Here is a 20,833-nt window from a genome sequence, read left to right on the forward strand (position 1 = left end):
CCGCGCCGCGCGCGGAGCCCACGCCCTGCCGACGGCGGCGCCGGTGCCGGCCAAATCCGCCCTGAGCGGCTCCATCCTCGCGCCGGAGACCTGGCGCCAGACCGGCGACTTCCTCCGCCGGGGGCGCAAAGGGTGAGCGCCGCCGTCGCCGTGCACCGCTCCCGGCTCCTGCATGCCCTGGGCCTGGCCGCGGTGCTCCTGTTCACGGTTGCCGCGCTGCTGCTGCTTGGTGCGGCCGCGGGCCATGCCAACACCTTTGATCCCGCCCCGCCGGTGGCTCCCACCGCGCCCGGGGACCCCGCCGAGCCCGACGACGGCGGCGGACTGAGCATCGACATCAACGGCCAGGACGGCGCGCCCTCCACTGCGGTGACCACCCTGATCGGCATCACGCTGCTCTCCGTGGCACCGTCGCTGCTGCTGATGCTGACATCCTTCACGAAGATCTTCGTGGTGCTGGCCATGACCCGCAACGCGCTGTCGCTGCCCTCGATTCCGCCCAACCAGGTGCTGGCCGGGCTGGCTCTGTTCCTCTCCCTGTTCATCATGGCTCCGGTGATCAGCGAAATTAACACCATCGCGGTACAGCCCTACCTGGACGGCGGCATCGACTTCGACACCGCCCTGGATACAGGCTCCGGGCCGCTGCAGCAGTTCATGCTTGCGCACACCCGCGAGGAGGACATTGCACTGATGACCCGGGCGGCGGGGCAGGAGAACCCCGAGAGCCCGGAGTCGGTGCCGCTGACCACCCTGATCCCGGCGTTCATGATTTCGGAACTGCGCGCCGCCTTCATCATCGGCTTCGTGATTTTCGTGCCCTTCCTGGTCATCGACCTGGTGGTGTCCGCGGCCCTTATGTCCATGGGCATGATGATGCTTCCCCCGGTCATGATCTCGCTGCCCTTCAAGATCCTGCTGTTCATCCTGGTGGACGGCTGGGGGCTGATCATTACCTCCCTGATCAACAGCTACCAGGGCGGCACCTGATGGATACAAACGCCGTCCTGGACATCGGCATGCAGGGGCTGTGGGTGGCCGCCAAGCTGTCCGCTCCGGTCCTGGTCACTGCCCTGGTGGTGGGTTTCGCCATTTCGCTGCTGCAGTCCATCACCCAGATCCAGGAAGTCACCCTTTCCTTTGTGCCCAAGGCCATCGCCGTGGCCATTGCCCTGGTTGTCTGCGGACACTGGATGATCTCCGAGATGGTGTCCTTCACGCACGAAATGTTCGCAAGGATTCCGTCCCTGCTCGGCGGCAGCTGAAATGTCCATCCCCCTTGACCAGAACTGGATCGAGGCGTTCCTGCTGGCCTCGGTGCGGATGGTGGCCTTCCTCGTGATCGCCCCGCCGTTCTCCTACAACGCCTTTCCGGCCCGCGTGAAAGCCATGATCGGGCTCGGCCTGGCCCTCGCCATCGCGCCGCAGGTCAGCGAGGGATACAGCGCCCTGGGCACCGGCGAGTTTTTTATGGCACTGGTGATGGAACTGCTGGTGGGGGCGCTGCTGGGGTTCATGGTCATGGTGATCTTCTCCGCAGTGCAGTCCGCGGGCAACCTGATTGATACCTTCGGCGGTTTCCAGCTGGCCCAGGCCTTTGACCCGCAGTCCATGGTCAACGGTGCCCAGTTCACCCGCATTTTCCAGGTCACCGCACTGGCCCTGCTGTTCGCCTCGGACGGCTACCAGCTGATCATAGGCGGGCTGCTGCGCAGCTTCACGGCGCTGCCGCTGACCGGGGGAGTGGACCTGACCGATCCGGTTTCCGCCCTGGTGACCTCCGTGACCCAGATGTTCCTGGCCTCGGTGCAGATTGCCGGCCCGCTGCTGGTGGTCCTGTTCCTGGCCGACGCCGGCCTGGGCCTGCTCACCCGCGTGGCCCCGGCGCTGAACGCATTCGCGCTCGGCTTCCCGCTGAAGATCCTGCTCACGCTGAGCCTGGCATCCGTGGTTTTCCTGGCCCTGCCGCGGATTGTCTCCGCACTGGTGGACACCATTGTGCGCGCCGTGACGGGGGTGGGATAAATGCCGGAACAGCCAACAGGCGAACGGACCGAACAGGCCACCGAAAAACGGATGAAGGAGGTCCGGTCCAAGGGCCAGCTCTCCAAGTCCGAAGACCTCACCGCATGGGTGGGCGTAGGCATGGCCGCCCTGATGATGCCGCTCACCATTTCGCGCGGCTCGGAAGCGGGCAGCGAGGTGCTGGCCGGGGTATCCCTCATCACCGCCAACCCCGACCCCCAGCTCGCCCTGGCCCTGATGAACGAGGCGCTGGGAGCCCTGGCCTTCATCCTGGGACCGCTGCTGGGCGTGGTAGCCGCCGCGGTCCTGCTTACTGCCGCCGTGCAGGGCGGGATCCACGTGAAGAAATTCAAGGGCAAGTTTGAACAGTTCAATCTGCTGGCCGGCGTCAAGCGCGTCTTCGGCACGCAGGCGCTGTGGAACGGCGCCAAGTCCCTGCTGAAGACCGCCGTGGTGGGCCTGGTGCTCTATGCGGTGATCCAGCAGCTGATGCCGGTGCTGATGGCCGCCGGCGGGCTGCCGGTCTCCGCCGTCCTGGAGGCTGCCGGCGGCGGCACCGCATCCCTGCTGCAGGCTGCCGTCGCCGCCGGCCTGGTCCTTGCCGCCGCGGACATCTTTGTGGTCATGAAGCGCAACCGCAAGCGCACCCGCATGACCAAGAAGGAAGTCAAGGACGAGAACAAAAACAGTGAGGGCGATCCGCTGATCAAATCCCAGCGGCGGTCCCGGCAGCTGGCGATGAGCCGGAACCGGATGATGGCCGCGGTGGGGGACGCCGACGTCGTCCTCGTGAACCCCACCCATGTGGCCGTTGCGCTGAAGTACGAGCCGGGAAAGTCCGCACCCCGGGTCGTGGCCAAGGGGGCCGGCGCCATTGCCGCCAGAATCCGCGAGGAGGCCGAGAAGAAGGGCGTGCCCATGGTGCAGGACATCCCGCTGGCCCGTGCCCTGCACAGTGCCTGCGAGCTGAACCAGGAAATTCCCGTGGAACTCTACAATGCCGTGGCCCGTGTGCTGGCCTTCGTTATGTCCCTGAAGCGGCGCGGAGCCGCCCGGGGCATGCACACCATGGCGGCTGCCCCGCCCGAACCCGTGACCACCCCACAACACCGTAAGGCCGCGTCGTGAACCGCAACCGCAACCTCCTGAAACTGGCCGTCCCCGTAGGCGTCATCGGCATCATCCTGCTGCTGGTGGTGCCTATTCCCGCCGTGCTGCTGGACGTGCTGATCATCATCAACATCCTGCTGGCACTGGTGATCCTGCTGACCACCATGTTCGTGCGCAAGCCGCTGGACTTCTCGGTCTTCCCGTCCCTGCTGCTGGTGGCCACCCTGTTCCGGCTGGGCCTGAACGTGGCCTCCACCCGGCTCGTGCTGGGGGAGGGGTACGCCGGGCAGGTCATTGAGGCGTTCGGGCATGTGGCGGTGGGCGGCTCCATGATCATCGGCGCGGTGATCTTCCTGATCCTGGTGGTCATCCAGTTCGTGGTGGTCACCAAGGGTGCCGAACGCGTGGCCGAAGTGGGGGCACGGTTCACCCTTGACGCCATGCCGGGCAAGCAGATGGCCATTGACGCTGACCTGAACGCCGGCCTGATCACCGACACCCAGGCACGGGAACGCCGCGCCGAGGTCTCCGCCGAGGCAGACTTCTACGGCGCCATGGACGGTGCGTCCAAGTTCGTGAAGGGCGACGCGATCGCCGGGCTGATCATCATCATCATCAACATCATCGGCGGCATTGCCATCGGCATGTTCCAGCGAAGCATGTCCGCTGGCGAGGCCGTCAACACCTACAGCCTGCTGACCATCGGCGACGGGCTGGTCACGCAGATCCCGGCCCTGCTGATGGCCGTCTCCACCGGCATGATCGTCACCCGCTCCAATGCGGAAGCGGACATGGGCTCCACGGCCGGGGCGCAGCTGGGCCAGTCCCGGAACGCCCTGATGATTGCCGGCGGTGCGGCCATCGTGATGGCACTGATTCCCGGTATGCCGAAAATCCCGTTCATCGTCATCGGTGCGCTGCTGATTTTCGCCTCGCAGCGGATCAAGTCCCGCGAAACCGCGGAACAGGCGGAGAAGGACAGCAGCCAGGCAGCACTCGACGCCCCGCCGTCGTCGGAAACCACGGAAGACCTGATCGAGCAGATGCGCGTACATGCGCTCGAAATCATGCTTGCCCCGGACCTGGTGGACATAGTCACCGGCGGATCCGATGACCTGTTGGCCCGCGTCCGGGCACTGCGCCGGAAGATCGCCATGGACCTGGGCATCGTGGTGCCGCCGGTCCGCACCCGCGACAGCGTGGACCTGCCGCTGTCCACCTACGTGATCCGGATTGCGGGCGTGGAGGCAGGCCGCGGGGAGGCGCCGTCCGGCAAGATCCTGGCACTGGGCGACTACCTGGACGGGCTGCCCGGCACGGCCACGGTGGAACCGGTGTTCGGGCTGGCCGGCAAATGGGTTCCTGCGGAGATGCAGCACGCTGCGGAAATGTCCGGAGCCACCGTCATTGACCGGGTCTCGGTGCTGGTCACCCACCTTTCCGCCGTGATCACCGCCAACGCCGCGCGCCTGCTGACCCGTGAGGACGTGCGCGTGCTCACCGAAGGCGTCAAACAGGTCAACCCGTCCGCGGTGGACGAGCTGGTGCCCGGTGTACTGTCCCTCGCGGAAGTGCAGCGGGTCCTGCAGGGGCTGCTGGCCGAACAGATCCCCATCAATGACCTCCCGCGCATCTACGAGTCGCTGCTGCTGCGCGCCAAGGTCTCCCAGGATCCGGAAGGCCTGATTGAAACGGCCCGCACGGCGCTGGGACCGGCCCTGGCCGCCCAGTACGTCTCCGACAACGTCCTGCGGGTGATCATGATCGATCCGGCGCTGGAGCAGTCCATGCTCGAGGCGCTCCGTCCGTCCGACCAGGGCAGCCAGATCCTGCTGGACCCCAACCGGATCGAGACGGTGCTGGCGTCCCTGCGGGCTGCCGTCTCCGCTGCGGAGAATGCGGGCTACAACGCGGTGCTTGTCTGCGCCCCGGCGCTGCGCCCGGCCATCCGCCGGCTGGTCTCGGCGCAGGCCGGCGGCCTGCCGGTACTGTCTTACCAGGAAGCCACAGCGGGTAATGTCAGTATCGAGACTGTAGGGGTGGTGCGTGGAACCGAGACGATTTCAGCTTGAAGGGCCGTCGCTTGACGCCCTGAAGGCCCAGGTAATGGCCGAGCACGGGCCGAGGGCACGGATTATTGCGGCCGAAAAGGTGACCGTGGGCGGCATCGGCGGCTTCCTCTCCCGCCAGCACTATGAGGTCACCGTGGAGCTGCCGCCCAGCGGGCGGCGCCGTGCCCCGGTGGAGCCCGACCTGCCCAGCCGGGCGTCCTCCGGCCGGGCCGGTATTTCCGCGTTGCTCGAAGAAGCGGACCGGGCCGAGTCCACCCTGCATCCGTCCGCGCCGGCCGGCGGCGCAGCCGCCACTCCTTCGGTGTCCACCGGGTCGCATGCCTTCGCCGAACTGATGGACACGCTCTCCGCCAGCACCGGAGCTCCGGCCCAGACTCCCGCGGTTTTCGCCCCGCCGCGGCAGCCGGCACCGCAGCCGGTCCCCGTCCAGCAGGCTCCGCTGCCCGCCGGTCCCGGAGCCCTGAACCAGATTCAGCTGAACCAGATCCAGCCCGGCCAGGTCCTTGAACCGGTCCAGCGGCATGTCGTTCCTATGGCTCCTGCTCCGCTAAGCGGCGCCGGGGACCTGGTGATGGTGGTCGGCCTGGGCGAGGACGCACTGGACGTGTGCCGCTCCATGGCAGAGCAGGCCGGCGGCGGCGCGGCCGCCGTCCGGGTAGCCGGTGTGCTGGAAACCGAGGGCGTGGGACGGGCGGCGGACCGCCGGGCGGTGGCAACGGCCCGGGCCGCCGGTGTGATGGCCGGGCACGGCATCTTCCTGGCCTACGGGCTGGGCCGCTCCGGGACCGAAATGGGCCGGCATTCCACGCTGATTTCGGCCCTGGCGGCAGATCAGGTGTGGGTGGCAGTGGATGCGGGCCGCAAGCCCGAGGACACGGCCGCTTGGGTAGGCGCCGTGCGGTCAGCAGTCGTGGTGGACGCGGCGGCCGTGGAGGGTATCGACACCACCGGAACCCCGCAGTCCGTTAACTCCCTGGGCCTGCCGATCGGCTGGCTCGACGGTGGTCCGTCACCAACGCCGGTCCTCTGACCGCGGGCGGTTCCGTCCGGTGAGGCAGACCCGCCGGAAATAACCGCCGCCGGCTCCCGGGGCGGTGCGCCGGGTTGCGATAGAGTGGGCGGATGCTGGTGCTAACACGCAGGTCCGGAGAGCAGATCCTGATCGGGGATGACATTGTCATTACCGTTCTGGATTCACGCGGTGACGGCGTACGCATCGGCATCGACGCCCCGCGGGGCGTCAAGATCCAGCGCAACGAGGTTGTGCGTGCGGTGGAAGAGGCCAACGTGGCCGCCGCCGAAACCCTGCCCGACGCCGAAGAGCGCATCAAGGCGCTGCTGGCCGGCCGGATTCCTCCGGCTGCCCCCACCACCCCGGCCAGCTAGGCCCCGTCCTCTGCGCGGCCCTGCCCCGGACAGCAGAAACCCCCGCCGCTTCTTGGGGAAAACGACGAGGGTTCCTGGTCAGTTACCCGGGGACGGCCGGGTATATCAAGGGTCCGGAGACTAGGCGACGCCGCGCTGTGCGCGCTTGGCGCCCAATCCCAGGAACCGGCTGCCGGCCTTGGAGCGCCGGGCAGATCCCGCGGACTCGCTGCGCACAGCGTGACCCGTTGCCGGGGCGTGCTGGGAGAGTCCGAAGTATTCGGGCAGGACACGGCGCTCGTGGCTGGCGCAGCGGACGCCGGGGTAGAGGAATCCGTTGATGATCCAACGGCCGCGGTCCTCAATCCACTTCGGCACCATGCGGCGGTTGCATTCGGCGCAGACCGGGGCAAGGAAGGCGTTTCGCTGGGCCAGGGTGTAGCGGCGGATGGTGTGGCCGCTCGGTGCTGTTTCCATGCGTATCTCCTTCTTTCCCCCGACGACGGGCCGCCGGTCATATCCTTCCCCGAGGATAGGGGCGCTTCCGACGGAAAAACGGCAAGCCCGGCGCAAGGGCTGCCCAATTTCCGCGCAGCGTTTCCTCAAGGGAAGTTGACTGCGCCGTTCAGCTGCGCCGGGCGGAGCGCCGCTTCGCCGCAACGCCCGCACCTGCTGCCAGACCCGCACCTGCTGCCAGGCCCGCTGCAACCAGCACCGGCGCCGGGGCTGCCGCCCCCGTGCCGCGGTCGGCGGCGGCAACATCCATCTCCACGCCGGTGGCCGCCCCGCCACGCGGCATGCCGCCCACCTGCGAGGGCATCAGTACGCCGCAGGCTGCAGGCAAAGTCGCGGCCAGGGGCAGGGAAGGATCTTCCGGGCTGGTCTTCTGCTGCGCTGCCGCCGGCAGGAGGGCCGGATCCACGCCGTGCACTTCCACGGCCGCTGTACCGGCCCGCATGGCCGCCATCGTCTCCGGATCCAGGTTCAGAGTCCGCTCGTAGGTGTAGCTCCCGCCGCCGGGGAACCTGTCCACCGCCACGGCGGACGCCGGACCGGTGTCTCCGGAAAGGGTCAGCGAGGTGCTGATATGACCGGTCAGGGGAGCGCCCTCGGGTGAGCTGACCACGCCGTCGCCGTCCGCGTCGGATTCCGGCCCGGCACACACTCCCTGCCCGCCAACGTGAATGTGCTGGGTGTGCGGGAACGGCGCCCCGCGCCAGACCTGGGCTGCGCCGGTGACGGACAGATGCACCGTTGCCTCGTTTCCGTGGACTTCGACCATCACGTTGCCGCTGGTTCCGCTGTTGTTGGCGGGTGCCAGTTCCGCCTGCCAGGTGCCGTCGTCGGCCGCTGCAGGGCCGGCACTGAGAGCCAGGGCGCCCAGCACCGCAGCCGGGACAAGGAACAGTTTTCTGCTTTTCATGGGAGGGACCTCTCGCCAGTTCAGGTGGTTTCGCTTGTTTCCCCGGGCAGAAACTGTAAGCGGCACCCCGGTGCCGGGGAACAGGTCCGACGGCAGCGGGAGTCCCGCCGCACGTATTCCTCCGCTGGCGGGGCCTATCCGCCGCCCGCGGCACGTGTATCCGGCCCGGCACTTGTCCGGCCGGGGGTTTTATGCAGAAAAGAAAAACCCCCGGCACCGTGAGGTGCCGGGGGTTGGACTGAGCCTCCTGCCAGAATCGAACTGGCGACCTTCTCATTACGAGTGAGACGCTCTACCAACTGAGCTAAGGAGGCGGGCTTCACCTGTCCGTTTCCGGCCAGAATCCACAAGGAACCACTTTATACGCACCTTCCGTGCGGGTCAAAATGGCACCGGAACCGGCCCGGGAAAGCCCGCCGGCTCAGCTGCAGACCACGTCGTCCTTCGGTACGGTTCCGTCCACAAAGTAGTCGTCCACCACGTCTTCGACGCACTGGCTGCCGCGCCCGTAGGCGGTGTGCCCTTCACCTTCCCAGGTCACCAGGACCGCCGAATCCATTTGGGCGGCCAGCGCCTGCGACCATTCGTACGGGGTGGCCGGGTCGCCGGTGGTGCCGATCACCAGCAGGTCGGCGGCCCCGGACGCCTTGATCGGGTGGGGTTCATTGACCGGGCCGTAGGGCCAGGCCTCGCAGGTGATTCCGCCGTAGGCCAGGTATTTGCCGATGGTGGGGGAGGCGGCCGCCAGTTCCCGTGCGTCTGCGGCCATCTGCGCGTCATCGCTCACCATGGGATAGTCCAGGCAGTTCACGGCGTTGAAGGCCACGGTGCTGTTGGACTTGTAGTGTCCGTCGTCGTCCCGGTCGGCGCTGATGTCAGCGAGCCGGAGCATCATCGTCGGATCGTTGTCCTTGAGCACGCTGTCCAGTGCCTGGGAAAGGACCGGCCAGTTGGCGTCGTCGTACAGGGGCAGGATGAACCCGCTGACAAACGTGGAGACCGTGACAACCCGGCCGTCGGAAGCCGTCATCGGGCTGGCCTCCACCGAGGCCAGGAGCGCCTGGATGGTGGCCACGGCGTCGTCGGGGCTGCCCTTGAGCGGGCAGTTCCGGCCCGTGAGGCAGTCCTCCACATAAGCCCGGATGGCCTTCTCGAACGCGGCCGCCTGGCCCAGGGTGACTTCTTCATTGCTGGAGGACGGGTCCAGGGCGCCGTCAAGAACCAGGCGGCCCACGTTCTCCGGGAACAGTTCGGCGTAGGTGGCGCCCAGGAACGTGCCGTAGGAGAACCCGAGATAGTTCAGTTTCCGGTCACCGGCCACGGCCCGGAGCACATCCATGTCGCGGGCAGCGCTGGCGGTGTCCACGAAACCGAGCACGTCACCGGTCTCCGCCGCGCAGGCGTCCGCGAACTCCTTGGCGCTCAGCCGGGCCGCTTCAAGTCCTTCGGGCGTGCCGGGGTCAATGTATTCGGCCCGGCTGGCGTCCATTTCCTCGTCGCTGAGGCACTGGACCGGGGTGGAGCGCCCGACGCCGCGCGGGTCGAAGCCGAGCACGTTGTAGTTCTCCCGCAGCCGGTCGCTGACCACCTGGTCCAGGGACTGGCGGACGAAGTCATATCCGGAGCCGCCGGGTCCGCCCGGGTTGATCAGGATGGTGCCCTCCGCGTCGCCGTCGGCCGGGGCCATGATGGTGGACAGCTCCACCGTCCCGGCCCCCGGATCCGCATAATCCATGGGGACGGTGACGGTGGCGCAGCGGAAGTCGCCCTCGCAGTCCTCCCACGTGACTTCCTGGCTGTAGAACTCCTGCAGTTCCGCAGGCACGTCCCCGATGACGTCGGCGGCCGCCGTGGTGACGGAATCCGTGCTGCCGGTAGCTTCGGGCGCGGGCCCGGCCTCGGGAGTGCAGGCGGTGGCAGCCGCCAGCAGCACGGCCGAGGCGGCGGCAGCGGCCATCCGCGGGAAACGTCGGCGGGCAGAGGCGGTGGTCATTGTTCTACTCCTGGAGCGGTTCTACGGGCAATCCGGGCAGGTGGAAAAGGGCAGCGGCCTGCTGCACTGGACACTACAGCAGGCTCAGGGCCATGGCTTCGATGGCCAGCAGGGGCGCCACGTTGGTGGTCACCAGGCGGCGCCGGACGGTGTTGATTTCCTCCATGCGCATCAGGGTCTGTTCGGGGGAGCCGTAGGCGGCAAACTCGTCCAGTTCGCGGCGCAGCGCCTCATTGACCAGCGGTCCCTGGCTGCCCAGCTGGATCATCAGTACGTCGCGGTAGAAGGACAACAGATCGGTCAGGGCGCGGTCGAAGTAGTCGTTTTTTGACCGCTTGGCGCGGCGCAGCTGGTCTTCTTCGAGCCGCTTCACCTGGCTGCGCAGCGACGGCGGCAGGGTGCCGCCCTCCGGCGCGCCCAGCGAGGCGAGCAGTGCCTCTTTCTCCGCGGCGTCCCGTTCCTCGAAGGAACTGGCGGCCTCTGCTTCGGCCAGGGCGACCAGGTCGGCGGCGGCCTTCATCGCTCCGGAGACATTCCGGAGCGACAACGGCAGCCGGACAATGCTCTCGCGGCGCTGCCGGGCTCCCTCATCCGTGGCCAGGCGCTTGGCGACGCCGATGTGGCTCTGCGCGGCACGCGCGGCGTTGACGGCCACCTCCGGGTCGATACCGTCGCGGCGGACCAACAGTTCAGCCACGTCCTCCACCGGCGGCAGGCGCAGGCCCACGGCCCGGCACCGGGAGCGGATGGTGACGAGCACATCGCCGGGGCTGGGTGCGCAGAGCAGCCAGATGGTCCGGGGCGGCGGTTCTTCAATCGCCTTGAGCAGCACGTTGGTGCTGCGCTCCTGCATCCTGTCGGCGTCTTCGACGATGATGACCCGCCAGCGTCCGGTGGAGGGCTTGTCCTGGGCTTTGCGCACCAAGTCCCGTGCCTCGTCGATGCTGATGGTGACCTTTTCCGTGGTCACCGACGTGACGTCGGCGTGTGAACCGGCCATGGCGGTGACGCAGGCCTTGCACTTGCCGCAGCCGCGCAGGGCCGGATCTTCCTGCTCACAGACCAGTGCGGCCGCGAAGGCACGTGCGGCGTTGGAACGGCCGGAACCGGGCGGGCCGGTGAACAGCCAGGCGTGGTTGGGTCGGGCGTCGGCTGCGCCCCGGCGGAGCTGCTCCACCACCGGATCCTGCCCCTGGAGGTCCTCCCACACACTCACGGCAGCAGCTTTTCCACGTGGTCCAGGATGGTTTCGGCCAGTTCGTCCTTGGGCCGGCCGGCGTCGAGGACCAGGTAGCGTCCGGGTGCCGCCTGCGCGGTTTCGAGGAAGGCGCGGCGGATCTGCAGATGGAAGGAATCCGGCTCGGACTCAAGCCTGTCTTCGGTGCCCTGGCCTGCCGTCCGCCGGTCCCGTCCGCGTTCGGGCTCGACGTCGAGCAGGACCGTAAGGTCAGGCTGGAGCCCGCCGGTGGCCCAGTCGTTCAGGGTGCGGACGGTATCGGTGCCCAGCCCCCGGCCTGCGCCCTGGTAGGCCACCGAACTGTCGATGTACCGGTCGCACACCACCACGGTGCCGGCTTCGAGCGCCGGGGCAATGACCTGCTGCACGTGCGCCGCGCGGGAGGCGGCAAAGATCAGCGCCTCTGTGCGGGCATCGATCTCGCCGTTGCCGTGCTCAAGGACCAGTGTGCGCAACGCCTCGCCCACGGGAGTGCCGCCGGGCTCGCGGGTGCGCAGCACGGCATGGCCGGCGCGCTCCAGGGCCTCGGTCAGCCGCTGCGCCTGCGTGGATTTCCCGGCGCCGTCTCCGCCCTCCATGGCAATGAACAGGCCGCGGGTTTCGGGAGGATTAGAAGTGCTCACCCGCCTAGCCTACCTAGTCGGGCTGGGAGCCCGGTGCGGCAGCTGCGCATCCTTCCCGGCAGCACATCGGGCCCAGGGGCAGGAAGCAAAAACCGTGCACTGCGTCCGTAACACTGCGGACGAAGGATGGGGGAGGCGGTCTACGCTGGCACCTATGAGCCCAACGCATAACTCCGCCCTGTCCGGCGGTGCCGATCTTTCTCCCGACACCGTGGTTGTTGCGGCAGGACGCCCGGCCCGCGAACACGACGCACCGGTGAATCCGCCCATTGTGCTGTCTTCGACCTATTTCGGGACGGGTGCCCCGGTGCCGGGCGAGCGCGGCTACGGCCGGTATTCCAATCCCACCTGGGATCCGTTCGAAGAAGCGCTCGCCGAACTGGAGGGTGCAGCCCTGCCGGCCCTGGTCTACGGATCAGGCCTGGCCTCGGTCATGGCCGCGCTTTCCCTGGTGCCGGCCGGCGGCGTGGTGGTAATGCCCCGCCACAGCTACCAGGGCTCGCTCCTGCTGGCCGCCGAGGAAGCCGCCAACGGCCGCTTCTCCGTACGCACCGTGGACATTGCCGACACCCCGGAGGTGATCGGACAGCTCGACGAGGCCTCCATGCTCTGGATCGAGAGCCCCACCAACCCGATGCTGGAAGTGGCGGACATCCCTGCGCTGGCGGAGGCTGCCCGTGCCGCCGGCGCCCTGGTGGTGGTGGACAATACCTTCGCCACGCCGCTGGTGACCCGTCCGCTGGCCCTGGGTGCCGACGTCGTGGTCCATTCGGTGACCAAGTACCTGGCCGGACACTCGGACGTGGTCCTGGGGGCAGCGGTCACCTCCGATCCCGAACTGCACGCACGCCTGCTCCGGTACCGCTCGCTGCACGGCGCAGTGGCCGGTCCGTTCGAGGTCTGGCTGGCCCTGCGCGGCCTGCGCACCCTGGCGCTGCGGATCGAGCGCTCGCAGGCCACCGCCATGGAACTGGCCCGCCGCCTGCAGGAACTGCCCCAGGTGGAAAACGTGCGGTACCCCGGACTGCCCAAGGACCCGGGCCACGTGCAGGCGTCCAAGCAGATGTCCGGCTTCGGCTCGATCCTCTGCATCGAGGTGGCCGGGGGAGCGGCGGCGGCGGAGCGGGTCAGCGAAGCAGTGCGGCTGTGGCTGCCGGCTACGTCGCTGGGCGGAGTGGAATCGCTGATTGAGCGCCGGCGCCGCCAACCGGGGGAACCGCACACCGTACCCGAGGGGCTGCTGCGCCTTTCCACCGGGATCGAAAATCCCGAAGACCTCTGGAGGGACCTAGAGCAGGCACTTACACGGTAGGCTAGCGCTGTGGCCCTAATGTACTTGATTCAGCACTACCTCTACGTAGCGCTCGGCATCGTTGCGCTCGTCATCGAACTGTGGGCGTTCCTGGACTGCGTCCGGCGCAAACCCGCCGATTTCGAACGCGCCTACAAGCGCACCAAGGGGTTCTGGCTCGGCCTCACCGGCGGCGCCAGCGCCGTGGGCGTGATTGCCGTGACGCTGCCGTCCCTTAGCCTGCTGCTGTTCCAGTTGGCCGCCGTGATTGCCGCATCCGTGTACCTGGCTGACGTGAAGCCGGCCATGGGTAGCTCCCGGGGCCGCGGCGGCAGCAACCGGGGCCCGTACGGCTCCTGGTAGCCCTCCGACACTGCGTTACCCTAGAGCACTGCGTCCGCCCCGGCCCTGCCGGGGCGGACTCTGCGTTAACGGCCCTGCTGGGCCGGGCGGACGGCGTCCCAGGCCACGGTGATTTCCCCCAGCCGCCACCGGGACGGACCGGTCAGCAGCGGGGCGCCGCCGGCCTTGAGTGCGGCGCACATGGTCAGCCACCGCTGGCGGTTGCCGTAGGAAGCCATGGGTGCGGCCTCTTCCCACGCGCGGTCCATGGACTGGAGGAAGGCGTAAATGCGTTCGCCGGGAACGTTGCGGTGGATCAGGGCCTTGGGCAGGCGCTCGGCCACATCCGAGGGGCGCTCGAACGCCCCGAACCGCAGCGAAATGCTCAGCGAGACCGGCCCGGAGGAATCCAGCTCCACCCAGGTGGCACGCCGGCCGATTTCGTCGCAGGTGCCGTCAATGAAGATCCCGCCCGGGGCCAGGCGGGAACAGACCATCTCCCAGTGCCGGGCATAGTCCTCCTCCGCGTACTGGCGCAGCACGTTAAAGGCCCGGACCATCACCGGCCGCCGTCCGTCCACGGGCAGCTCGAAGCCGCCCTGGCGGAAACTCAGCCCCGCCCGTTCCAGCGGTTTGGCCGCGCGCACCCGGGCGGGATCTATCTCGATCCCCATGACTTCGACGTCGGCGCGCACCCGGCCCAGCCGGCCGTGCAGTTCGACGGCGGTGGTGGGTGCCGCCCCGTAGCCCAGGTCCACGATCAAGGGGTCCTCCGCCTGCCGGAGCCGCCACCGTGCGGGTCCGGCCAACCAGCGGTCTACCCGCCGGAGACGGTTCGGGTTTGTAGTGCCCCTGGTCACAGTTCCTACGGGTTTCTGCGGTTTTTGCACCAGACAATGCTAGCCCTCCCCAAGGGATGCCTCTGACGCGGCAGGCAGTGTCCGGGGCGGGGGATCAGCGGCCGCCGGCCCCGGCAGGAGGACTGCCGCCCTCCCTGCGGGGTGGGCTCTCCGATACCATGGCTAGCATGACCTACAAACTGATCCTTCTGCGCCACGGGCAGAGTGAATGGAATGAAAAGAACCTCTTCACGGGCTGGGTGGACGTGGATCTGACGGACCTCGGACGTGCGGAAGCCGTCCGCGGCGGTGAGCTGCTGGTCGAGAACAACATCCTTCCGGACATCCTCTACACGTCCCGGCTCCAGCGGGCCATCAATACCGCGAACCTGGCCCTGGGCACCGCCGACCGTATCTGGATCGACGTCAAGCGCAGCTGGCGCCTGAATGAGCGCCACTACGGCGCGCTGCAGGGCAAGGACAAGGCCCAGACCCTGGCCGAATACGGCGAGGAGCAGTTCATGCTCTGGCGCCGGTCCTACGACACCCCGCCGCCGCCCCTGCCGGATGACAGCGACTTCTCCCAGGCCCACGACCCGCGCTACGCGGATCTGGACTCCGACGTGCTGCCGCGCACGGAATGCCTGAAGGACGTGCTGGAACGGTTCCTGCCGTACTGGGAATCGGACATCTCCAAGGACATCCTGGCGGGCAAGACCGTGATGATTGCCGCCCACGGCAACTCGCTGCGCGCACTGGTCAAGCACCTGGACGGGATCAGCGACGCCGACATCGCCGCGGTGAACATCCCCACCGGCATCCCGCTGGTGTACGAACTGGATGAGAACCTGAAGCCGGTCAAGGCCGGCGGCACCTACCTGGATCCCGAGGCCGCTGCAGAGTCCATCAAGGCCGTGGCCAACCAGGGCAAAAAGAAGTAACCAAGAAGCAAATCATCCGCCCCTCGGCGGCAGCGAAAAGGGCGGTCCCATTCGGGGCCGCCCTTTTTTGTCTGGTCTCTACCGACTTTCCGCCGGGGAAGCTACACGCCGCTCTGGGACAGCGGCTGCCACTCGCCCGTGACCAGGTAGTTCACCTTGCGGGTGACCGAGACGCCATGGTCGGCGAATCGCTCGAAATAGCGGCTGGCCAGGGTCAGGTCCACCGTGCTGACCGCCGGGACGTCCCAGTCGGCAGAGGCAATGGACTTGAACACCCCGGCGTGCAGCTCATTGATCCGGCTGTTGGCGGCGTAGATGTCCTTGCTCAGCTCCAAGTTGCGGGTTTCGAGCAGATCAGTGAGCTGTTCGGAGATCCGGATGTCCAGGCGGGCCATTTCGCGGAACGTTTCCACCATGTTCTCGGGCACCACGTTGGCCGGGTAACGGAGCCGGGCCAGCTGGGCCACATGCCGGGCGAGGTCGCCCATCCGCTCGAGCGAGGCGCTCATCCGCAGCGAGCCCACAATCATCCGCAGGTCACTGGCCACCGGGCCCTGCAGGGCGAGGATGTCGATGGCCCGCTCGTCCAGGTCGTTCTGGAGAAAATCGATCCGGGCGTCGGCCGCAATGACGTCCTGGGCAAGCTCAATATCCGCGCCCTCGAAAGCGAGGGTGGCTTTCTGCATCGCCTCCGTGACGAGCTGCGATATCTGGGTCAGTTCTTCACCGATCTGGTGAAGTTCGGCCTGGAAAACCTTGCGCACTGAAGCGTCCTCTCGAAACGGTGGGTTCTGTATCACTGGCGGGGCGTTAGCGCCGTGCCGCTCCTGCAGAATGTCAGCCCGGGGTTAACCGCACGGACCCCTTAGATGAACGTTAGTTTAACGAATGGACCAAAGCCATCGGGATTCACTCCGCAGGTCCGGGACGTGCCTAAGCTAGGGGAGTGAATCCTGTACTGCTGGCGCTGCTGGCCGGTGTGCTCGGCCTGGCCGTGGGTGCCTTTGGCGTCCTCGCCTACAGTGTCAGCCAACGGAAGCGGCGGGAACTGGCCGATGTGCCGGAACCAACCGTGCCCGAGGGCGCAGCGGAGGTCCTGGGCGTCATCGGCCGGGCGTACATCGTCGCGGACGCCATTGACGGCGTCGTCCGTGCCAGTCCCGGCGCCTACGCCTTCGGCCTGGTGCGCGGGCACACCATTGTTAACGACCGCCTGCTGGCCATGTGTGCCCGGGTGCGCCGGGACGGGGTTATCGACGAGGCCCGGCTGGAACTGCCCCGCGGGCCACTGGGGGAAGGCTCCCTGATCCTGCAGGTGCGGGTGGCCACGGTCGGCGAGGAATACGTCCTGATCCTCGCCGATGACCGGACCGAAATCACCCGCACCGAGGAAGTCCGCAACGACTTCGTCGCCAACGTCTCACACGAACTAAAGACCCCCGTGGGTGCCATTTCCCTGCTCTCCGAGGCGTTGGACGACGCCGCCGGCGATGAGGAGGCGGTCCGCCGTTTTGCCGGGCGGATGCACCGTGAGTCCAGCCGGCTGACGGCTCTGGTGCAGGACATCATCGAACTGTCCCGGCTGCAGAGCACCGACATCGTGGACCGCGCCAAGCCCGTGGACGTCAGCCGCATCCTGGAGGACGCCGTTGAGGCAAACCGGCTGAACGCGGAAAACAAGAACATCGAGGTGGTGCTGGGCGGAAAGTCCGGTCCCGCGGTCTTCGGCGACGCCCCCATGCTGACCACCGCATTCCGGAACCTGATCGACAACGCCATCCGGTATTCGCCCGAGGGCAGCCGGGTGGGAATCGGCGTGCAGTCCCGGGATGGAATGGCGCAGGTGGCGGTCAGCGACCAGGGCCCGGGTATTTCCCCCGAGGAGCAGGAACGGGTGTTCGAACGCTTCTACCGGATTGACGCCGCCCGCTCCCGCCACACCGGCGGCACCGGACTCGGCCTGAGCATCGTCAAGCATGTGGTGGCCAACCACGGCGGCGAGGTGGACCTCTGGTCCAGGCCGGGCCAGGGTTCCACCTTTACCGTGCGGCTGCCGGAAATGGACGCCGCTGATACCCGTGAATTCGAACAGGGAGCAACCGCTTGACCCGCATTTTGATCGTTGAAGATGAAGAGTCCTTCAGCGACCCCCTCTCCTACCTGTTGAAGCGGGAGGGCTTTGAGGTGGACGTGGTGGATAACGGAACCGACGCCGTCGCGCTCTTCGAACGGACGGGTGCGGACCTGGTCCTGCTGGACCTGATGCTGCCCGGGCTGAGCGGCACGGAGGTCTGCCGGCGCATCCGCCAGCGTTCGGATGTTCCGGTGATCATGCTGACCGCCCGGGACGCGGAGATCGACAAGGTGGTGGGACTGGAGATCGGCGCGGATGACTACGTGACCAAGCCGTATTCCTCCCGCGAACTGCTGGCCCGGGTGCGCGCCGTGCTCCGGCGCCGCGGAGAAGCAGCGGATTACCAGGGTGCCGCACTCGAAGCGGGCCCGGTCCGGATGGATGTGGACCGGCACGTGGTCCAGGTCAACGGTGCCAGCGTGTCATTCCCGCTGAAGGAATTCGAACTGCTGGAAATGCTGCTGCGCAACGCCGGGCGGGTTCTGACCCGGGGCCAGCTGATCGAGCGGGTCTGGGGCGCTGACTATGTCGGCGACACGAAAACACTGGATGTCCACGTGAAGCGGCTGCGGGCGAAGATCGAGGCCGATTCCTCGGCCCCGCGGCACCTGGTTACGGTGCGTGGTCTCGGCTACAAATTCGAGGCCTGACTGCCCGGCCCCTAAACGGGGGGCAGGGGGACGGGGGAACAGGCTTAAAGCGGAAGGGGGCCGGCACCGAAGTGCCGGCCCCCTTCCGGGTGGAGCCAGGTATCAGCCGTTGGACGGGCTGGTGGCCGCGGTTCCGGTTTCGCTGTTGGTATCCGTGCCGGCGTCCGTGGCCATGTCCGAGGGGACCGTGGAAGCGGACTCCGACGGCGTGGGGGTGGGCAGGTACGGCTCGTAGTCCGGCTGATCGCCGTTGACCACAGGAATGTTCAGGCCGGTCTCCTGGCCGCCGAGACGCAGCTGCGCATCAATACCGGTGCCGGGCACAACGTCAACTGTCTGGACCAGGACCTTCTCGGGGGTTTCGTCTTCGAAGACAACCTTGCCGCCGGCGGGCAGGTTCCACTGCAGCGTGGATCCGCCCACGGCGAGGGTGAAGGCCTGGGCCTCGGCGGAATCGTTGAGGATGGTGCCGATCAGCCGGCCCTCGGCGCCGTTGCCGTTGCTGACCACCAGGAGGTTGCGCAGCTGCAGGTCGTTGACGTTTTCCACGATTCCGTCCGACGGCGAGTACTCGCGGGTGGTTGCCTGCTCGTTCACAGCACTGCAGCCTGCCGTGCCCAGCATGGCCAGCGCGATGACACCGGCCGCAGCGGCGCGGCGGACCCGGTTCTTGGGTGTGAATCTCACAGCACAAACTCCTGATGTATTACGGTCTACCGACCTGAGGCTATCTTTGCTGCCTAGCCTATCGGCAAAGCGGCGGAAAACTGGATTTTGGGGCCGGTCCGGGCGGCCCATGACGGAGTGTTCAGCTACGCGTTCGAGGCGGAATACTACCTACCGGAACCCCCATGAGGTACCTGACCTGCGAAAACTCTACTCGGCGTGTCGCATCTCTGGTAAACTGAGGGCCGGGAAAGGGGAAAGACCACATGGTTTTTGAGGTTGGCGAAACAGTTGTTTACCCTCACCACGGTGCAGCGAAGATCGAAGAGATCAAGATGCGAACCATCAAGGGCGAAGAGAAAATGTATCTCAAGCTCAAGGTGGCCCAGGGTGATCTGACCATTGAAGTACCGGCTGAAAACGTCGACCTCGTTGGGGTGCGCGATGTAGTGGGCAAGGAAGGCCTGGAGCACGTCTTTGACGTCCTGCGGGCTGAGCTCACTGAAGAGCCCACTAACTGGTCGCGCCGATACAAGGCAAACTTGGAAAAGCTTGCGTCAGGTGATGTCGTCAAGGTGGCGGAAGTTGTCCGCGACCTTTGGCGCCGTGACCATGACCGCGGGCTGTCCGCAGGCGAGAAGCGAATGCTCGCCAAGGCACGCCAGATCCTGATTTCGGAACTGGCACTTGCTGAAAAAACGGATGAAGACCAGGCGGCAGTTGTGCTCGACGAGGTTCTCGCGAGCTAGCTGCCGATTCATTTTCCTGCGATTGCCGGTCCTTCGGGGCCGGCAATTGTTGTTTAAGGGCACAGACGGCGGGCATTAGGCTGGAACCGTGCCCCTCCTTTCTTTCCCGTCCCCGCGTGCCGGCGTCGTTGTTGTCGCCGGAGGATCCGGCCAGCGCCTTGGCTACGGCATGCCCAAGGCCCAGGTTCCCCTTGCCGGCGAACCCATGCTCGTCCATACCCTGCGGGCAGTGCGGGCCGCCGTCCCCGACGCCGCCGTCGCCGTTGCCGTGCCGGCCGGAGACACCCTGATGCGCGGACTATGCGCTGCGCCCGAATTCGCCTCCATGGTCCGGACGGTCGACGGCGGGGCCACCCGGGCCGATTCCGTACGTGCGGCGCTGGCCGCGCTGCCCCTCGACCTGGACATTGTGCTGGTCCATGACGCCGCCCGCGCGCTGACGCCGCCGGATGTCTTCCACCGGGTGGCGGACGCGTTGGCCGCCGGGGCACAGGCAGTCATTCCCGCGGTGCCCGTGGTGGACACCGTCAAGGACACCGCACCGGTGGCGCCGGACGAAAACGGCATGCGCCGGGTCACCGGCACCCCGGACCGCTCGAAGCTGCGCGCCGTCCAGACACCGCAGGGCTTCGATGCCGCCCTGCTGCGCCGCGCCCACCGGGCCGCCCTGGACTTTGACGCTTCCACCGCCGCGGCCGTCACCGACGACGCGATGCTTGTGGAGTCCCTCGGCTCCGAGGTCTACGTGGTCGAAGGATCCCAACTGTCCCTGAAAATCACCACCCCGCTGGACCTGGTGCTCGCGGAAGCGCTCCTTGCCGGCGGACTGCCCAGCCAGGAGAAATAGAATGCCCCTGCCCCGCACCGGAATCGGCGTGGACGTCCATGCCTTCGCCCCCGAGGACGCGCCGCACCCCCTCTGGGTGGCGGGGCTGCTTTGGGACGGGGAACGCGGACTGGCCGGCCATTCCGACGGCGATCCGGTGGCCCACGCCGCCGCGGACGCGCTCTTCTCCGCCGCCGGGCTGGGGGACCTGGGCACCCACTTCGGCACCGACCGGCCCGAGTACGCCGGCGCCGCGGGAACGGTGCTGCTGCGCGAGGCCGCGCGGATTGTGCGGGCGGCCGGTTTCGAGATCGGCAATGTCGCCGTCCAGCTGATCGGCAACCGGCCCAAGTTCAGCCCCCGCCGGGCCGAAGCCGAAGCGGTGCTCAGCGAGGCGGCAGGTGCACCGGTGAGCGTGTCCGCCACCACCACCGACGGACTGGGCTTCACCGGGCGCGGGGAGGGAATCGCGGCCGTGGCCACCGCCGTCGTCGCCGTCGCCGGGAACTGACCGCGTGCCGTCCCGCTGATAAGGGCCGTGCGGTTT

The 20,833-nt window shown here is 67.5% G+C and carries 23 protein-coding genes and 1 tRNA gene; 15 read left to right on the forward strand and 9 right to left on the reverse strand.

Annotated features, from left to right (window positions below; genetic code table 11):
* Nucleotides 1-132 precede the first annotated feature (132 nt).
* From fliP to csrA, 7 genes are all read left to right on the forward strand, one after another.
* Nucleotides 133-990: a flagellar type III secretion system pore protein FliP gene (gene fliP / locus AC5RUF_RS12815; protein ID WP_494130830.1), complete on the forward strand. Its 858-nt coding sequence runs from the start codon at nt 133-135 to the stop codon at nt 988-990.
* A complete protein-coding gene (gene fliQ, locus AC5RUF_RS12820) occupies nt 990-1,265 on the forward strand; it encodes a flagellar biosynthesis protein FliQ (protein WP_493997574.1) in 276 nt (91 codons plus the stop codon). The genes fliP and fliQ overlap by 1 nt, the downstream gene beginning before the upstream one ends.
* 1 nt (nt 1,266) lies before the next feature.
* Nucleotides 1,267-2,025 carry a flagellar biosynthetic protein FliR gene (locus tag AC5RUF_RS12825; protein WP_493997575.1) on the forward strand — a complete coding sequence of 253 codons (759 nt, stop codon included), beginning with the start codon at nt 1,267-1,269 and terminating at the stop codon, nt 2,023-2,025.
* Nucleotides 2,026-3,153: an EscU/YscU/HrcU family type III secretion system export apparatus switch protein gene (locus AC5RUF_RS12830; protein ID WP_493997576.1), complete on the forward strand. Its 1,128-nt coding sequence runs from the start codon at nt 2,026-2,028 to the stop codon at nt 3,151-3,153.
* On the forward strand, nt 3,150-5,207 hold the full coding sequence (locus tag AC5RUF_RS12835) for a flagellar biosynthesis protein FlhA (RefSeq protein WP_494130831.1): 2,058 nt from the start codon (nt 3,150-3,152) through the stop codon (nt 5,205-5,207). Before AC5RUF_RS12830 ends, AC5RUF_RS12835 begins: the two co-directional genes overlap by 4 nt.
* Nucleotides 5,208-5,241: 34 nt before the next feature.
* Nucleotides 5,242-6,237: a hypothetical protein gene (locus AC5RUF_RS12840; RefSeq protein WP_494130832.1), complete on the forward strand. Its 996-nt coding sequence runs from the start codon at nt 5,242-5,244 to the stop codon at nt 6,235-6,237.
* A 92-nt stretch (nt 6,238-6,329) separates the two neighbouring features.
* The gene (gene csrA, locus AC5RUF_RS12845) at nt 6,330-6,593 is read left to right on the forward strand and encodes a carbon storage regulator CsrA (protein ID WP_494130833.1); all 264 of its coding nucleotides are present in this window, start codon (nt 6,330-6,332) and stop codon (nt 6,591-6,593) included.
* A gap of 120 nt (nt 6,594-6,713) precedes the next feature.
* Here the strand turns inward: csrA and AC5RUF_RS12850 are convergent, their stop codons facing one another.
* The 6 genes from AC5RUF_RS12850 to tmk all read right to left on the reverse strand — a co-directional run bounded on the left by AC5RUF_RS12850 (nt 6,714) and on the right by tmk (nt 11,803).
* A complete protein-coding gene (locus AC5RUF_RS12850) occupies nt 6,714-7,049 on the reverse strand; it encodes a hypothetical protein (protein WP_494130834.1) in 336 nt (111 codons plus the stop codon).
* A gap of 148 nt (nt 7,050-7,197) precedes the next feature.
* Nucleotides 7,198-7,995, reverse strand: a complete 798-nt coding sequence (locus tag AC5RUF_RS12855) for a hypothetical protein (protein ID WP_494130835.1) — start codon at nt 7,993-7,995, stop codon at nt 7,198-7,200.
* A gap of 241 nt (nt 7,996-8,236) precedes the next feature.
* Nucleotides 8,237-8,309 (reverse strand) — tRNA-Thr (locus AC5RUF_RS12860).
* A gap of 107 nt (nt 8,310-8,416) precedes the next feature.
* Nucleotides 8,417-9,988 (reverse strand): alpha/beta hydrolase, encoded by a 1,572-nt coding sequence (locus AC5RUF_RS12865; protein ID WP_494130836.1) that lies wholly within the window; start codon nt 9,986-9,988, stop codon nt 8,417-8,419.
* A gap of 73 nt (nt 9,989-10,061) precedes the next feature.
* Nucleotides 10,062-11,204, reverse strand: a complete 1,143-nt coding sequence (locus AC5RUF_RS12870) for a DNA polymerase III subunit delta' (RefSeq protein WP_494130837.1) — start codon at nt 11,202-11,204, stop codon at nt 10,062-10,064.
* Complete coding sequence (gene tmk / locus AC5RUF_RS12875) at nt 11,201-11,803, reverse strand: dTMP kinase (protein WP_494130844.1); 603 nt, start codon at nt 11,801-11,803, stop codon at nt 11,201-11,203. Before tmk ends, AC5RUF_RS12870 begins: the two co-directional genes overlap by 4 nt.
* Before the next feature lie 199 nt (nt 11,804-12,002).
* Between tmk and AC5RUF_RS12880 the strand changes: the two genes are divergently transcribed.
* Nucleotides 12,003-13,160 carry a trans-sulfuration enzyme family protein gene (locus AC5RUF_RS12880; protein WP_494130838.1) on the forward strand — a complete coding sequence of 386 codons (1,158 nt, stop codon included), beginning with the start codon at nt 12,003-12,005 and terminating at the stop codon, nt 13,158-13,160.
* Between the two features lie 18 nt (nt 13,161-13,178).
* Nucleotides 13,179-13,502 (forward strand): DUF2516 family protein, encoded by a 324-nt coding sequence (locus AC5RUF_RS12885; RefSeq protein ID WP_493997113.1) that lies wholly within the window; start codon nt 13,179-13,181, stop codon nt 13,500-13,502.
* 65 nt (nt 13,503-13,567) lie between these two features.
* Here AC5RUF_RS12885 and AC5RUF_RS12890 read toward each other — a convergent pair whose 3' ends face one another.
* Complete coding sequence (locus AC5RUF_RS12890; protein ID WP_494130839.1) at nt 13,568-14,341, reverse strand: class I SAM-dependent methyltransferase; 774 nt, start codon at nt 14,339-14,341, stop codon at nt 13,568-13,570.
* A 167-nt stretch (nt 14,342-14,508) separates the two neighbouring features.
* On the opposite strand from AC5RUF_RS12890, the gene AC5RUF_RS12895 reads away from it, so the two are divergent.
* Complete coding sequence (locus AC5RUF_RS12895) at nt 14,509-15,261, forward strand: phosphoglyceromutase (RefSeq protein ID WP_493997112.1); 753 nt, start codon at nt 14,509-14,511, stop codon at nt 15,259-15,261.
* A gap of 101 nt (nt 15,262-15,362) precedes the next feature.
* Here AC5RUF_RS12895 and phoU read toward each other — a convergent pair whose 3' ends face one another.
* On the reverse strand, nt 15,363-16,025 hold the full coding sequence (gene phoU / locus AC5RUF_RS12900; RefSeq protein ID WP_493997111.1) for a phosphate signaling complex protein PhoU: 663 nt from the start codon (nt 16,023-16,025) through the stop codon (nt 15,363-15,365).
* A 182-nt stretch (nt 16,026-16,207) separates the two neighbouring features.
* On the opposite strand from phoU, the gene AC5RUF_RS12905 reads away from it, so the two are divergent.
* Together AC5RUF_RS12905 and AC5RUF_RS12910 are read left to right on the forward strand one after the other, a co-directional pair.
* Complete coding sequence (locus tag AC5RUF_RS12905; protein ID WP_493997110.1) at nt 16,208-17,368, forward strand: sensor histidine kinase; 1,161 nt, start codon at nt 16,208-16,210, stop codon at nt 17,366-17,368.
* The gene (locus tag AC5RUF_RS12910) at nt 17,365-18,045 is read left to right on the forward strand and encodes a response regulator (protein ID WP_493997109.1); all 681 of its coding nucleotides are present in this window, start codon (nt 17,365-17,367) and stop codon (nt 18,043-18,045) included. The genes AC5RUF_RS12905 and AC5RUF_RS12910 overlap by 4 nt, the downstream gene beginning before the upstream one ends.
* A gap of 102 nt (nt 18,046-18,147) precedes the next feature.
* Here the strand turns inward: AC5RUF_RS12910 and AC5RUF_RS12915 are convergent, their stop codons facing one another.
* The gene (locus AC5RUF_RS12915) at nt 18,148-18,732 is read right to left on the reverse strand and encodes a hypothetical protein (protein WP_493997108.1); all 585 of its coding nucleotides are present in this window, start codon (nt 18,730-18,732) and stop codon (nt 18,148-18,150) included.
* 245 nt (nt 18,733-18,977) lie between these two features.
* Here AC5RUF_RS12915 and AC5RUF_RS12920 point away from each other — a divergent pair, with 245 nt between their 5' ends.
* The 3 genes from AC5RUF_RS12920 to ispF all read left to right on the forward strand — a co-directional run bounded on the left by AC5RUF_RS12920 (nt 18,978) and on the right by ispF (nt 20,797).
* Nucleotides 18,978-19,460, forward strand: a complete 483-nt coding sequence (locus AC5RUF_RS12920; RefSeq protein ID WP_227913326.1) for a CarD family transcriptional regulator — start codon at nt 18,978-18,980, stop codon at nt 19,458-19,460.
* An 88-nt stretch (nt 19,461-19,548) separates the two neighbouring features.
* Nucleotides 19,549-20,307: a 2-C-methyl-D-erythritol 4-phosphate cytidylyltransferase gene (gene ispD / locus AC5RUF_RS12925; RefSeq protein WP_494130840.1), complete on the forward strand. Its 759-nt coding sequence runs from the start codon at nt 19,549-19,551 to the stop codon at nt 20,305-20,307.
* A 1-nt stretch (nt 20,308) separates the two neighbouring features.
* Nucleotides 20,309-20,797, forward strand: coding sequence for a 2-C-methyl-D-erythritol 2,4-cyclodiphosphate synthase (gene ispF, locus AC5RUF_RS12930; protein WP_494130841.1), 489 nt, complete (start codon nt 20,309-20,311; stop codon nt 20,795-20,797).
* Nucleotides 20,798-20,833: the final 36 nt, after the last annotated feature.

Source organism: Arthrobacter sp. Y3224198 (assembly GCF_059090025.1).

Bases quoted from the DNA above. Each gene is read 5' to 3' on its own strand.
- AC5RUF_RS12855 (WP_494130835.1), bottom strand. From the start codon at position 7,995: ATGAAAAGCAGAAAACTGTTCCTTGTCCCGGCTGCGGTGCTGGGCGCC.
- AC5RUF_RS12885 (WP_493997113.1), top strand. From the start codon at position 13,179: ATGTACTTGATTCAGCACTACCTCTACGTAGCGCTCGGCATCGTTGCG.
- AC5RUF_RS12825 (WP_493997575.1), top strand. From the start codon at position 1,267: ATGTCCATCCCCCTTGACCAGAACTGGATCGAGGCGTTCCTGCTGGCC.
- ispF (WP_494130841.1), top strand. From the start codon at position 20,309: ATGCCCCTGCCCCGCACCGGAATCGGCGTGGACGTCCATGCCTTCGCC.
- AC5RUF_RS12865 (WP_494130836.1), bottom strand. From the start codon at position 9,988: ATGACCACCGCCTCTGCCCGCCGACGTTTCCCGCGGATGGCCGCTGCC.
- AC5RUF_RS12850 (WP_494130834.1), bottom strand. From the start codon at position 7,049: ATGGAAACAGCACCGAGCGGCCACACCATCCGCCGCTACACCCTGGCC.
- tmk (WP_494130844.1), bottom strand. From the start codon at position 11,803: ATGGAGGGCGGAGACGGCGCCGGGAAATCCACGCAGGCGCAGCGGCTG.
- fliQ (WP_493997574.1), top strand. From the start codon at position 990: ATGGATACAAACGCCGTCCTGGACATCGGCATGCAGGGGCTGTGGGTG.
- AC5RUF_RS12830 (WP_493997576.1), top strand. From the start codon at position 2,026: ATGCCGGAACAGCCAACAGGCGAACGGACCGAACAGGCCACCGAAAAA.
- AC5RUF_RS12895 (WP_493997112.1), top strand. From the start codon at position 14,509: ATGACCTACAAACTGATCCTTCTGCGCCACGGGCAGAGTGAATGGAAT.
- csrA (WP_494130833.1), top strand. From the start codon at position 6,330: ATGCTGGTGCTAACACGCAGGTCCGGAGAGCAGATCCTGATCGGGGAT.
- AC5RUF_RS12920 (WP_227913326.1), top strand. From the start codon at position 18,978: ATGGTTTTTGAGGTTGGCGAAACAGTTGTTTACCCTCACCACGGTGCA.
- AC5RUF_RS12880 (WP_494130838.1), top strand. From the start codon at position 12,003: ATGAGCCCAACGCATAACTCCGCCCTGTCCGGCGGTGCCGATCTTTCT.
- AC5RUF_RS12840 (WP_494130832.1), top strand. From the start codon at position 5,242: ATGGCCGAGCACGGGCCGAGGGCACGGATTATTGCGGCCGAAAAGGTG.